At 29.4% G+C, this 14090-nt stretch carries 13 protein-coding genes; 7 read left to right on the forward strand and 6 right to left on the reverse strand.

Translation table 11 applies throughout. The features are described 5' to 3' along the window. Positions 1-36: 36 nt before the first annotated feature. Positions 37-1128 carry a peroxiredoxin gene (locus tag DUT90_RS07760; RefSeq protein WP_114426594.1) on the forward strand — a complete coding sequence of 364 codons (1092 nt, stop codon included), beginning with the start codon at positions 37-39 and terminating at the stop codon, positions 1126-1128. 138 nt (positions 1129-1266) lie between these two features. On the opposite strand, the gene DUT90_RS07765 is transcribed toward DUT90_RS07760, so the two are convergent. Both DUT90_RS07765 and DUT90_RS07770 read right to left on the reverse strand, forming a co-directional pair. Beyond that, on the reverse strand, positions 1267-3780 hold the full coding sequence (locus tag DUT90_RS07765; protein WP_114426595.1) for an outer membrane beta-barrel family protein: 2514 nt from the start codon (positions 3778-3780) through the stop codon (positions 1267-1269). A gap of 150 nt (positions 3781-3930) precedes the next feature. Continuing rightward, positions 3931-4383, reverse strand: a complete 453-nt coding sequence (locus DUT90_RS07770; RefSeq protein ID WP_114426596.1) for a cold-shock protein — start codon at positions 4381-4383, stop codon at positions 3931-3933. Positions 4384-4649: 266 nt separating this feature from the next. Here DUT90_RS07770 and DUT90_RS07775 point away from each other — a divergent pair, with 266 nt between their 5' ends. The 5 genes from DUT90_RS07775 to DUT90_RS07795 all read left to right on the forward strand — a co-directional run bounded on the left by DUT90_RS07775 (position 4650) and on the right by DUT90_RS07795 (position 10984). Then, positions 4650-5696 carry a hypothetical protein gene (locus DUT90_RS07775; RefSeq protein ID WP_258848523.1) on the forward strand — a complete coding sequence of 349 codons (1047 nt, stop codon included), beginning with the start codon at positions 4650-4652 and terminating at the stop codon, positions 5694-5696. A 148-nt stretch (positions 5697-5844) separates the two neighbouring features. After that, a complete protein-coding gene (locus tag DUT90_RS07780) occupies positions 5845-6516 on the forward strand; it encodes a TetR/AcrR family transcriptional regulator (protein ID WP_114426597.1) in 672 nt (223 codons plus the stop codon). Between the two features lie 3 nt (positions 6517-6519). Then, complete coding sequence (locus tag DUT90_RS07785) at positions 6520-8184, forward strand: peptidase domain-containing ABC transporter (RefSeq protein WP_114426598.1); 1665 nt, start codon at positions 6520-6522, stop codon at positions 8182-8184. A gap of 6 nt (positions 8185-8190) precedes the next feature. After that, on the forward strand, positions 8191-9555 hold the full coding sequence (locus DUT90_RS07790) for an HlyD family secretion protein (protein ID WP_114426599.1): 1365 nt from the start codon (positions 8191-8193) through the stop codon (positions 9553-9555). Between the two features lie 28 nt (positions 9556-9583). After that, positions 9584-10984, forward strand: coding sequence for a TolC family protein (locus DUT90_RS07795; RefSeq protein WP_114426600.1), 1401 nt, complete (start codon positions 9584-9586; stop codon positions 10982-10984). 47 nt (positions 10985-11031) lie between these two features. Here the strand turns inward: DUT90_RS07795 and DUT90_RS07800 are convergent, their stop codons facing one another. Beyond that, on the reverse strand, positions 11032-11232 hold the full coding sequence (locus DUT90_RS07800; RefSeq protein ID WP_114426601.1) for a helix-turn-helix transcriptional regulator: 201 nt from the start codon (positions 11230-11232) through the stop codon (positions 11032-11034). A gap of 1 nt (position 11233) precedes the next feature. After that, positions 11234-11677, reverse strand: coding sequence for a hypothetical protein (locus DUT90_RS07805; RefSeq protein ID WP_147266200.1), 444 nt, complete (start codon positions 11675-11677; stop codon positions 11234-11236). Between the two features lie 117 nt (positions 11678-11794). Between DUT90_RS07805 and DUT90_RS07810 the strand changes: the two genes are divergently transcribed. After that, positions 11795-12226, forward strand: coding sequence for a hypothetical protein (locus tag DUT90_RS07810; RefSeq protein ID WP_114426603.1), 432 nt, complete (start codon positions 11795-11797; stop codon positions 12224-12226). Between the two features lie 97 nt (positions 12227-12323). Here the strand turns inward: DUT90_RS07810 and DUT90_RS07815 are convergent, their stop codons facing one another. Both DUT90_RS07815 and DUT90_RS07820 read right to left on the reverse strand, forming a co-directional pair. Next, a complete protein-coding gene (locus DUT90_RS07815; RefSeq protein ID WP_114426604.1) occupies positions 12324-12950 on the reverse strand; it encodes a trimeric intracellular cation channel family protein in 627 nt (208 codons plus the stop codon). Next, positions 12951-14072 (reverse strand): DEAD/DEAH box helicase, encoded by a 1122-nt coding sequence (locus DUT90_RS07820; protein WP_114426605.1) that lies wholly within the window; start codon positions 14070-14072, stop codon positions 12951-12953. It abuts the gene before it with no gap. Between the last annotated feature and the right edge of the window lie 18 nt (positions 14073-14090).

Genomic DNA, 14090 nt, shown 5'->3' on the forward strand with positions numbered 1-14090 from the left:
TCTATTCTTGTAATCTATTATTACAAAAATTGTATTATGAAAAAAATTGTTAGCCTATATTTCTTATTGGTTTGTACTACCCTTTTGTCTCAGTGGAAATACCCTTCTGCACCAAAAATCCCTAATGATATTGTAATTACTTATGCTGTGCAATATGATAGAGTTTTAACTGATAAAGAAAAAGCATCAAATAGATTTATGCAATCAATAGTAGTTGCATTTAACAATGATTATTTGTTAGAAAAAACTTTTACTAATACGCTTGGATCAGAAAGAATTCTGTATGTAGATTACAAAAAAAACAGGATGTATGCAGGAATAAATTACAAAGGAAAAAAAAGTTTAGTTTATCAAAATTTAAAAGCAGGAAAAACAGTTACTAATTTAATTCCTAATGAAAAAATAAATCTTTTAAATACTTCTTGTGATGTGTATGAGAAACCAACATCATCTAAAAAAATATTAACTACTAAAGCTTTTGGAATTAGATACAGCAAGAAGTTTAATTGCGAAGGTTTTTTGTTGCAATATATGGGTAAAGACAAATATTTAGGCTCTTATACTGTAACTGCAACTAAAATAGATCATGTTAAATTACCTGAAAATGTATTTAGTTTAGATGGCTATTCTATTAGAAGCAAAGAAGAACAAAAGGCTTACAACAAAGCTTTAAAAGAAAGAAAAGCATCACAAAAAATTTCAGAATCAGAAAAACTTGGATTAGAAGCACCTGCTTTTAGTGTGAGAAGCATTAATGGAAAAAAATTTAAAAGCAAAAATTTAAAAGGCAAAGTTATTGTAGTTAATTTTTGGTTTATAAAATGTAATCCTTGTATAAAAGAAATGCCTGAATTAAATAATTTGAAGCATGAATTTGCTGGAAAAAATGTGGAATTTTTAGCTTTTGCACTTGATGAAGAATATAAAATTGCTAATTTTTTAAAGAAACATCCTTTTGATTATGACATTATTGAAGAGTCTAGATATATAGCTCAAAAGTTTGGTGTTAAATCGTATCCAACAAATATTATTATAGATCAAGATGGAAAAATTGAGTACTATAAATCCGCTTATAATTCTAGAATTTACAATGCCATGAAATATAAAATTGAAAAGTTGTTAAAATAGTAAATCAATCACTATAATTAGAAATACTTAGTTTCAATTTGAATACTAAAAGTCTGTGTTTAAAATTTGAAAAACACAATAACTAAAGTATACACAATTAAATTTCAGTCTTTTAACTTTCAATTAAATCATCAAATTTTAAAACTCACGTTTTCCAAACTCGCTGTCTATAAATTTCGATTTATTTTTTGCGGCATTAAAGGTATAAGATAGGTTTAACGTAATCATATCTACTTCATATCTATAATTTGTTGTGGTAAAAAATTCATTTGGTCTTGCCGTGGTAATACGTTGCTCATTACTTCTGAGCAATCCCATATCTATATTTTGCCATTGCAAAGTTGCTGTGAGTCTATTGTCTATAAACTTTTTTACGAGGGTTAAATTAGGAGTATAAAAACGAGAGTCTTCTCCTAAAGCTGTAGCTCTGTTAGACAAATAATTAAATGTAAATTGCAAAGAAGCGTTTTTCCAAAATTTATAAGTTGAATTTATATTTATAGAATAATTTGTAGACTGATTATCTATATCATAATTTCTTTCTATACCATCTCTATGTCTAAAATTTAAGACTCCTTCTACATCATAATTAAAAATGTTTACACCAATAAAATTGGTCCAATTTTTAGAGGGCTTAAGAGTTGTACCAATTTCTAATCCAATAGCATTGCTTTTGCCAACATTAGAATACACTCTGTTAATAATGCTGTCTATAATGGCTCCATTGGGTTGATATGCTAAGGTATTAACTCTATTAATTACATTTGTGACATGCCTATAATAAGCCGTCGCATATAAAGAATTTCCGTTTTTCAGTTTTGTATTCAGTCCTAATTCAACCAAATCAATAAATTCTGGTCGCAATCTGTTATCACCTTGCTCAAAAACTTCAGAGTGTTCGCGTTCTGCAAAACTATTCATTTTAAAGGTAGTTGTACGTTCTACTCTTTTGCTATAGGCTGTTTTAATATTCGTTTTTTCATTTAGTTTATATTGTAATGATGCAGAAGGAAATAATTTTACAAAATCAAAATTAAAAACATTTTCTATTCCGTCAGTACGTAATGTTTCTCTATACACTCTATCCATAAACTCTAAACGAATTCCTGCATTATAATTCCATTTATTTTTATTTCCTGTAAGTTGCGCATATGCAGAATGAATACTTCTTTTTAGGCGAATATCACTAGAAAATTCAGGTACCAAAATACCGTCTCTTTCGTATACAAATTTACCTCTATGATCTAAATCTCTATATTGATATCCTGTTTCTAAAGTTCCGATAGCAAAAGGTTTCCATTGATAATCTAAATTAAATCGAGCTCCGTATAAAGGATTGTCATTGGTATTAAACTCTCTTTGAAATACGATACTAGTATCTGGAAAACCTAAATTATCATTTTCAGTAGGTCCTCCTAAAAATGTATATTCATATAAAAAAGAGGCAGATAATTTAGAAGCATTGTTAAATGTATGAGAATAATCTATACTCCCTAAAGCAAAATCTCCTCTTCTTGTTCTTAAATTATGATTAAAATAAGTAAACTCATATAACACATTATTACTCTCAATAGGAGAAATAGCAGTATTGTTATACACAATGTCTGCTAACCTATCTTTTGTGCGTTTTCCTGCAAAAAAACCTAACGAAAATGAGTTTTTATTGTTAGGAGTGTAATCTATATTAAAACGTCCATTATAGGCAATATCATCAAAACTACGCTCTCCATCAGAAGGTAAAAAAGTAGTTCTATTTGCTGGCGTATTTATAATAAAAACATCTCCTTCTCTTCTACCAGTTTTATCATTGCGCTGATAACTTGCACCAAAAGAAAAATTCCAATTTCCTGCTCTTTTGTTTACTGTTGCGTCTAGTCCAAATCTTTGCGCTGGAACTTGTGTATCATAATCTTCTATAGAAGGAAAACCACCTCTAAGATTAATTTGAGCAAAAGTACCGTCTATAGCTCCTTTTTTTGTGATTATATTTAAAATTCCTCCCTTGCCCTCAGGATCGTATTTTGCAGAGGGTGCTGTTATTAATTCTACAGTTTCTAAGGCATTAGCTGGTATTTGAGATAAAATTGCACTCATATCTCCTTGCGTAGGTTTACCATTAATTAAAACCGCAAAACCTGTGCTTCCCCTAACGCTAATTTCACCCAAGCCATCTATTGTGATTGATGGTAAATTACGCACAACATCTACTGCAGTACCTCCAACTGCACTTTCATATTTTTTAGCGTCAAAGACTTGTCTGTCAATTTTATGAATAACTGTATTTTTTTCACTTTTAATAACTACTTCACTTAGTTTATTGTTGGCATTGATATTCAACTTAACTACCCCAATATTCTTTGATTCACCCCTCTTTTGAATATTGATGATTGATGTTTTTTCTAATTTATAGCCTATAAATGAAATTTCTAAGAAATACTGACCTGGTTTTAAATTGTTAATGTAAAACATCCCTTTTACATCTGTGACAACTCCAGTTATCAAACTATTTTTATTAGCATCATACAAAGCAACTGTTGCATATTCAAGTACATTTTTTTGCTCTGCTTCTATAACCTGTCCAGAAATTTGTGCCGAAATATATTGATTGAAAAAAATAAAAATGACAAGAACTACAACTTTGGCAAACTTCATATTTAATAGGCTAAATAGTTATTTTTAATAAAACAAAAATACTCTAATATTTCAATTTAATTGATTAAAAACACCAAGTTTGTAATATGTTTTTAAACAAAAAAAATCTTTCTAAATAGAAAGATTTTGTACTTAATTGAATATAAATACTTATATTTTTTTAACTTTTACAGCATTCATTCCACGCATTCCTTTTTCTAACTCAAAAGAAACCTTATCATTTTCTGCTATTTGATCAATCAAACCACTAACATGTGTAAAGTATTTTTCTCCATTATCAGCATCTATAATAAAACCAAAACCTTTAGAAGTATCAAAAAAGTTTACTTTTCCTTTTCTTACAGGATCTTCTTCTGGTAAATCTTCTTTTTTGGTTGTAGAAATTTGTATGTCATCCAATTCATATTCTACTTTTAGTTCTGGATCTGGTGGTGTATCCGTTAGGTTACCGTTATGATCTACATAAGCAAACTGAATTCCTGCTGTACCGTTTTCTTCTTTGGCAGCTTTTCTAGCTTCCATTTTTTTTCGTTTATCTTCTCGTTTTTTTAAACGCTTTTTTTCTTTTTCACTTTTGCTAAATGTCTGTTGCGATTTTGCCATTAATATATAACTGTGTTTAATTTTAAAGATTTAAAAGCAATTCTTAAAGACTTCGTTCGCACAAAAATGTATTTTTGAATAAAATACAAGATAGATATTGCTTATAAATAAGATTGTTGATAACAAAGGTATTACAAATAAAAAGGTTTTCAAAATACAATTGATTAGAATTGCTCAATTGTTAAGATAATGTTAAACAAAGCGTTTTCTAAAACCCGATCAATGATGACTCCGTAAATATTCCTGAAAACTTAAAACAACATATTATGAAAACATGTTTAAATTTGAAAACAGTCAAAAAAGTATCAATTGCATGTATTGCAGCACTATCTTTTGCCTCTTGTTCTAATAACGACAATGAAGTGGAATTAGATTTGGCAACAAAAATTTTATTTACCTCAAATAATGAGGATGGAAATGTAAATACCTTTAATGTAGGAGATATCAACAGTGTTACAAGAGCTACCTTAAATACCTCTGTAACTGCAGCTGATGGTATTTATTACGATAGCGATGATGATCTAGTTGTACAAGCCTCTAGAAGTACTTTTGGTTTAGAAGGTTACACAGGAATATCTTTAGATGCACCACTAGTATCTGTAAATGTAACTGCAAGCGTTGTAGGTACAACAGATATGTCTAGTCCTAGAGAAGTTGCAGTTAGTAATGACTTTTATGTAGTTGCAGATAATGCAGACGTAGACGGAAATGCAGATACGCCTGATGGTAGATTATTTGTTTATGTTAAAGAAGGCAATCGTTTTAACTTAAGAAATACCATAACTACAAATATTAAATTATGGGGAATTATTTTTGTTGGAAACGATTTGTATGCCGTAGCTGATGCTACAAATAAATTGGCGGTTTATAATAATTTTTTAAGCAATACATCTACTACTACTTTAGAGGCTTCTAAAACTATTGTAGCAGAAGGAATTGTAAGAACTCATGGATTAACATATGACGCTATGACAGACACCATGATTTTAACTGATATTGGTGCCGCAAGCAACGGGCAAGATGACGGTGGATTTCATGTAATAAGCAATTTTTCTAGTAAATTTAGAAACACTGCCAATGGTGCTACTTTAGCTGTGAGTGAACAAACAAGAGTTTCTGGTTCTAACACAATGATGGGAAACCCAGTAGACGTTGCATTTGATGGTGAAACAGGAACTGTATTTATTGCAGAAGCTGGTAATAATGGTGGTAGAATTTTAGCATTTAACAATATTAATTCTGGAGGAAATTTGACTCCAGTATATAACGCATCTTTAGCAAAAGCCTCTGCTGTATATCTTCACAAAGAATAGTGTAGTGATTTGATTGATTTGATTCTAAAATACCTGTAGATTTTCTACAGGTATTTTTTTTGAATGAATGTTAAAAAAAACCAAAACTTTAGTAACACTATTATTTAACGATAGTATTACTATTATATTTGTTACCAAATAAAAACTAATGAAAGACTTATTAGCGGTATTAAAAATAGCTGTACCTGACAAAATTTTTATTAAAGATCCTGAAACCTCAGATTTGGGAAAACGCATTATAGAGAATAGTATAATTTTGATTAATGAAATAGGTTTTGAGGGTTTTACTTTTAAAAAACTAGGAAAAAAAATTGGTTCTAACGAAAGCTCCATATACCGATACTTTGAAAGTAAACACAAATTATTACAATACTTATCTTCATGGTATTGGGCTTGGTTAGAATATCAATTGGTTATAGAAACATTTAGTATTTCTAATTCACAAGAAAAATTAGAAAAAGCAATAACTGTAGTTACCAGGATAGTTAAAGAAGATTCTAACTACTCTCATATTAATGAAACTATTTTATATAAAATTATTGTTAATGAGAGTTCTAAATCTTTTTTGACTAAAGAAGTAGACTTAGAAAACAAAGAGGGTTATTTTGAAGTCTACAAGCGTCTTATTACACGTGTAAGTGAAATGATTGAAGCTGTAAATAATAATTACCCTTTTCCTTTAAGTTTGGCCAGTACTATTTTAGAAGGTGGTCTTCATCAGCATTATTTAAAAGATCATTTTCCTTCTATTACCAATTGTAAATCCGAAAAAACACCAACAGAATTTTTTATTCAATTAACAAACAATTCACTCAAATAAGATATGGAAAATAAAACATTAACACCTTGGCAACGTTTTGTTGGTTTGGTTAAATTGGAAAAAAAAGACATTCTTCAAATCGTATATTATGCTGTATTTGGAGGGTTTGTTGCGTTAACGCTTCCTTTAGGTATTCAAGCCATCATCAACCTTATTCAAGGTGCACAAGTATCTACATCGTGGATTATTTTGGTGGTTGTAGTAACTCTTGGAGTTACTTTTTCTGGAGCTTTACAGTTAATGCAATTAAGAATTATAGAAACCGTTCAGCAACGTATATTTATGCGTTCTGCTTTTGAATTGAGTTATCGTTTTCCAAAAATGAAAATGGATGAACTGCGCAATTACTATCCACCAGAATTGGCAAATCGTTTTTTTGATACCTTAACCATTCAAAAAGGATTATCAAAAATTTTAATTGACGTACCTACAGCATTATTACAAATTATTTTTGCTTTAATTCTGTTGTCTTTTTATCATCCATTTTTTATAATATTTGGTATTCTATTATTACTATTAATTTTTATTGTATTCAAGTTTACAGCCAAAAGAGGTCTAGAAACAAGTTTGATAGAATCTAAATATAAATACAAAGTAGCACATTGGATACAAGAGGTAGCAAGAACTGTAGTAAGTTTTAAACTTTCTGGAAACACAAATTTGGCTTTAAGTAAAAATGATTCTTTGGTAAGCGATTATCTAGAAGCTAGAGAAAGTCACTTTAAAATTTTAATACTTCAATTTACACAAATGATTGGTTTTAAAGTTGTTGTAACTGCAAGTTTATTACTTATTGGTGGAGCTTTAGTTTTAAATCAAGAGATGAATATTGGTCAGTTTGTTGCCGCAGAAATTATCATTCTTTTGGTTATTGCCTCTGTAGAAAAATTGTTGGTAAGTTTAGAATCTTTTTATGATGTATTAACATCTATTGAAAAAATTGGCCAAGTTGTAGATAAAGCTTTAGAATCTCAAAACGGAGAAAAACCTATGTTTAAAGATGGATTAACACTTGAACTAGACAATGTTTCATATACGGTTAAAGATAGAAATGAAGCTATTCTTAAAAACATATCACTTACTTTAAAGCCTAAGAATAGAATTTTAGTCATAGGAGAAAGTGGTGCTGGAAAATCTACCTTATTAAGATTAATATCTGGTGTTATACAGCCTACAGCTGGAAATGCTTATGTAAATAATCTTTCTTTAAACAGCTTACATTTAAATCATTATAGATCTCAACTAGGTTTGTCTTTATCTGATGAAACTCCTTTTGAAGGTTCTATTAGAGACAATTTAGTTTTCGGAAATAAAGAAGTTCATGATGATACCATTTACAAAGCTTTAGAAAATGTTGGTCTTGGACAATTTGTCAAAGAACAACCTGATGGATTAAATACCATTTTATATCCAGAAGGTAAACAAATGTCTTATACCGTGGGTAAAAAGATCATTTTAGCTAGAGCCATAATTAAACAACCTAAAGTGATGATTTTAGAAGATCCTTTAGATCAATTTAATATGGAAGAAACCGTTAATATCATCCGTTATTTAACAGATGAAAAAAGACCGTGGTCTTTAATTGTTGTGAGTAGTAAAAAAAGTTGGCAAACTCAATGCAGCCAAACAATAGTTTTAGATAAAGGAGAAATAAAATCTGTAAAATAATTAGCTATGTTAAATATATCTAGTAAACCAACAAGTGAAAATGTAGATTTAGCCAGTTATAAAGCGGGTAAAAGAATTTTCAATAAAGATTATTACAAAGCTTTAAATAAGTTTTTGTTAGTATTTGCAGGGTTAGGATTAATTATTTTGTTTTTACCTTGGACTCAGAATGTTTCTGGTAAAGGACTTGTAACTACTTTATACCCAAACCAAAGACCTCAAACTATTCAATCTCAAATACCAGGTAGAATAGAACAATGGTTTGTGCAAGAAGGAGATTATGTAAGAAAAGGTGATACCATTCTTAGAATTTCTGAGGTAAAAAGTGAATATTTTGATGATCGTTTAATAGAAAGAACTAGCCAACAAATAGACGCAAAAGCCTCATCTGTTAAATCTTATGAAGATAAAGTAAGTGCTTTACAAAGACAAATTGCTGCTCTAAAAAAAGAACAAAATTTAAAAACTGAGCAAGCAAAAAATAAGTTGTTACAATCTAAATTAAAAGTTTTGAGTGATAGTATAGATTTAGAAGCAGCAAAAACCAATATAGATATTGCAGAAAGACAATTTAACAGGACTCAAACACTTCAAAAAGAAGGAATTAAAGCTGTTATAGATGTTGAAGAGAAAAAAGTAAAATTACAAGAAAAGAAAGCCAAATACATCTCTCAACAAAATAAGTTATTGGCAAGTAGAAATAGCGTTTTAAATGCACAGATAGATTTAAATAGGATTGAAGTTACCTATGCAGACAAAATTTCTAAAGCACAGAGTGATATGTTTACTGCACAATCTAGTCAGTTTGATGCAGAAGTACAGGTTTCTAAATTAGAAAACAGTAATAGTAATTACAGGGTTAGAAGTAGCTTATTGTACATTACAGCTCCTCAAAACGGAATCATTAATAAAGCCATAAAAGGTGGCATTGGTGGTACTTTTAAAGAAGGTGAAGATATTGTTGGTATTATGCCTGCTAATTATGATTTGGCTGTAGAAACCTTTGTAAGACCCATAGATTTACCTTTGATTCATATAGGTGAAAAAGTTAGGGTTGAGTTTGATGGTTGGCCAGCAATCGTATTTTCTGGGTGGCCAAATGCTTCTTATGGTACATATGGGGCAAAGGTAGTAGCTATAGAAAATTTTATAAGTGACAACGGTAAATACAGAATTTTATTAGCTCCAGATGAAACCGATCATGAGTGGCCAAATGCCATTAGAATAGGCTCAGGTGCCAGAACTATTGCTCTTTTAGAAGATGTACCTATTTGGTATGAATTATGGAGACAATTAAATAGCTTTCCTCCTAAATACTATCAACCAGAAGGAGCAAAAAAGGGAGCCAAAGAAGACAAGAAGAAAAAATAATATCAATTCGAATTTTTGAAATTCTAAGATGAAAAAATATATTGTAATAGTAATTTTATTATTTACTAAAGGATATTATGCACAAGATAAAGTAACCTCTGTAATGACTTTGTCTGAATATTTGGGTTACGTAAAAGCATATCATCCTATTGTAAAACAAGCCAATTTAGTAATTAATGAAGGTGAAGCTAAACTCTTAAAAGCTAGAGGTGCATTTGACCCTAAGATTCAGGTAGATTTTGACAACAAGCAGTTTAAAGATTTGGAATATTTTAGCAAACTGAATGCTGCTTTTAAAATACCTACTTATTATGGAATAGAGTTTAAAGCTAATTTTGAACAAAATAGTGGGGTATTTTTAAATCCTGAAGCAAACGTTCCTTTAGATGGTTTATATGGTGCTGGCGTGTCTGCTTCATTATTAAGAGGCTTTCTTATAAATAAAAGAATGGCTGCTTTAAAGCAAGCTAAGTTATTTTTAAATCAGCGTAAAGAAGATCAACAAATTTTAGTAAATGAAATTTTATACAATGCTTCTTTAGCTTATTTTAAGTGGCTTAGAACCTATAATGAAAAAACGCTTTTTCAAAACTTTTTAAAGAATGCAGAAATACGTTTTGAGGCTACCAAAAGAGGTTTTTTTGAAGGAGACAAACCTGCTATAGATACAACAGAAGCTGGCATTACATTAAATGACAGACTATTAAACCTTGAAAAAGCAAGAATTAAATTGGTAAAATCTTCGCTTGAATTGTCTAATTTTTTATGGTTGAATGACAATACTCCTGTAGAACTACAAGACAATATTATTCCTGATACAAACACTATTAATATTGTTGATACTACATTTAATATCGCTTTATTTAATAACCAAAATTTTGATATTAACAATCATCCTAAAATTAGATCTCTACAATATAAAATAGAAAATTTAGATGTAGAAAGAAGGTTAAAACGAAACACCTTGTTACCAATTTTAGATGTACAATACAATTTTTTAGCCCCAGAAGGCAATCAAATTAATAATTTTAACACAGATAGTTACAAAGCTGGTATAAAATTTAAATTACCCATATTTTTAAGAAAAGAAAGAGGTGATTTAAAGCTGGCTAAAATTAAATTGAACGATACTAAATTTGAAAATGAAGTAGCAAGAGTTAGCATTTCTAATAAAATAGATGCCATACAACAAGAACTAAAATCCTTTACTATACAAAACGATTATTTATCTAAGATTGTTGTAGATTATGGCACGCTATTAAGAGCAGAAGAACGTAAATTTTTCTTGGGCGAAAGTTCTTTGTTTTTAGTAAATTCTAGAGAAGTAAAACTTATAGAATCTCAAATAAAAGCAATAGATCTAGAAAACTCATTCTTTAAAACAAAAGCAAAACTTTTTAAAGCAGCTGTAATTTCTATTAATGAATAAGTAAATTAACAAACAGTTTTATAATAAAAACAATGTAAAGTATAGCTCTAATCATCATCTTCTAAGTTAAAAAACTCATTAACAGAAATACCAAAAATGTTAGATAGTTTTAAGGCTAGTACAGTAGAAGGTATATACCTGTTTTTTTCTATAGAGTTTATGGTTTGTCTAGAAACACCTATTTTTTTTGCCAAATCGTCTTGTGTTAAATCTAAAATGGCACGTTGTACTTTTATTGTGTTTTTCATGTTATTTGTTCAATTTTTTTAACTGCCAAAACACCATTAATTGTACAATTAGCATATAAAATAAAATTTGAAAGTAATTTAAACTTTCTAAGGTTTCTTTTTCATCAAACAAAAGCCCTACTCCATAATTAATAAATGGTTGAATTAATGCGTACAGTATAACCAAAACAAAAGCTATTCTGTATGATTGAGAACGCAAACTATCAATAAATTCGTCTTCAATTTTCTCCTTTGCAAGAGAAATAAATAACAAACCAACTAACAGCACCCCAGACAAAAGTGGTTTTACCCAATCTGGTTCATCAAAAAATTTCTTTACAATCATTAATCCAAATGCAGTAAAAGAAATAATAAACCCTACTTTTTTGTACTGATGTTTCAATTGAAACTTATTCATTTTTTCTATATAACTTTTTTCTCTTTCGCACATTGATGATTTTGACATGGTATTTAATTTTACAAATTGACAAATATATTTTATATAATGACAAATATACTTTACATTTTAGAGTTGTGCAAATAATTTTATATATTTAAAAAATCAACCTTAAAAACTATTACAATGAATACATCAATTAAAACTACAACTTCTTTTTGGGTAATAAGTGTAATTGCATTATTATGGAACTTAATGGGTGTTGGAGCTTATTTAGGACAAGCCTTAATGACAGATGAAATGAAAAAAATGATTCCAGAAGATCAATTGACTATCCTAGAAAATACACCTATTTGGGCTACAGCTGCTTTTGCAATTGCAGTTTGGTTTGGTGTTTTAGGTGCTGTTTTGCTTTTATTTAGAAAAAAAATAGCAAAAATGGTGTTTCTAATTTCACTGTTAGGCGTTTTAGTACAGCTTATTTATAATATTTTTATGACTAATGCTATAGAAGCTTTTGGAGTTTCAAGTATTATACAACCTTTAGTTACCGTAAGTATAAGTGTTTTTTTAGTTTGGTTTGCTAACAATAACATTGAAAAAGGGGTTCTTAAATAGTGTAAGTTTTGTGTAGAAATTTATTTTGATCAGATAGGTTTTTGTAAAGAAAAACCATAACTAAGACTAATGAATTCTAGTTAAAAGCTAAATTATATTATTGAGAATCACCAAACAAATCATCTTTAATTTTAGGTAATTGTAAGTTAAATGTAACCGCAACAACCCTAATAATTACAATTACAGAAGCAGAAATAACAAAAATTAAATTATCTGAAAATAAAAATTGACGTAAAACCAAATATGTAATTCCGCCTAATAAACACGCAGAAGCATATATTTCCTTTTGAAAAATTAGTGGCACTTTATTGGTTAATACATCTCTTAAAACACCACCAAAAACAGCTGAAATCATCCCCATAATTAACGCAACAATCGGGTGTAAATTAAAAGACAATCCTTTTTGCAGTCCTAATAGAGTAAAAACACCTAAACCAACGGTATCAAACAAAAATAAAGTTTTACTTAACGGAGATATCTTACTTCTAAACAAAAAAGTGGTAACTACGGCAGCAAAAATAGTGTACAAATAATTTAAATCTCCAATCCAATTAATAGGGTGTGCGTTAATTAAAATATCACGTAACATCCCTCCTCCTACTGCAGTTACAAAAGCAATAATAACCACACCAAATAAATCTAGTTTCTTATCAGCAGCAACCAAAGCACCACTAATTGCAAATGCAAACGTACCTAGTATGTCTAATATGTAAATAAGATTCATTTAAACAGTAACTTCTGTAAACGTAATGTTCAATTCTTTTTGAAGTTGATGAATTTTCTCTATTTCTGATGGTAGCACAAAAGCTATAGATGTTCCTGTTTTTCCAGCTCTAGCTGTTCTACCACTTCTGTGGGTATAATATTCATTTTTTTCTGGTAATTGATGATGAATAACAAACTCTAGGCCTTTAACATCTATTCCACGAGCAGAAACATCTGTAGAAATTAAATATTGTAAGCTTTCATTTTTAAAAGCACGCATTACTTTATCTCGTTCCTTTTGCTGCATATCTCCTTCTAAAGCAGCTGTAGAAAAACCTTCTTCTATTAACTGTGCTGCTAAATTTTGAGCTCCCGCCTTAGTTCTACAAAAAATAATACCTCTTTGTTCGTTTCTTTTTTCTAAGAACGTAACAATATTGGCTGTTTTTTCTTTTAATGTTGTTCTTGTAAATTGATGCCTAATATTTGCATTTACCAAAGTACTTTTATTAATTTCTACTCTAGGTGCATTTGCATCCATATAGGTTTTTACAATACGTTTAATTTCATCTGGCATTGTTGCAGAAAACAACCACGTTTTTCTATCAGACTTAGTGGTAAACTTTAAAATTCTGTTTAAATCTTGTTTAAAACCCATGCTCAACATTTCATCAGCTTCATCTAAAACAACAGTTTTTACGTGACTGATATCTACAGCTCCTCTTTCTATTAAATCTATAAGTCGCCCTGGAGTTGCAATAACAACATGAGTAGTTCTTTTAAGGTTATTCATTTGACGATCTATCTTTTCTCCACCAAAAACGGCTTCTAAAAAAATTTTGTCATCATTGTATTTTGTAAATTTAAATAACTGTTTTTTTATCTGTTGTACCAACTCTCTTGTTGGTGATAAAATTAAGGCCTGAATATCTGGTTTACTCTCATCTATTTGATGTAATAAAGGCAATCCAAAAGCAGCTGTTTTTCCAGTACCTGTTTGCGCTAAACCAATAAAATCTGTTCTAGATTTTAATAGTGTTGGTATTGTTTTTTCTTGAATTTCAGTTGGGTTAGAAATTCCGATTTCTTTAATTGATTTTATATATTCTTTACGAATTCCTAAAGCAGAAAAAGTAGCCATTTGTATCTAAATTTTGTG

It is taken from the genome of Polaribacter sp. WD7, from assembly GCF_003335085.1.
Taxonomy (GTDB): domain Bacteria; phylum Bacteroidota; class Bacteroidia; order Flavobacteriales; family Flavobacteriaceae; genus Polaribacter.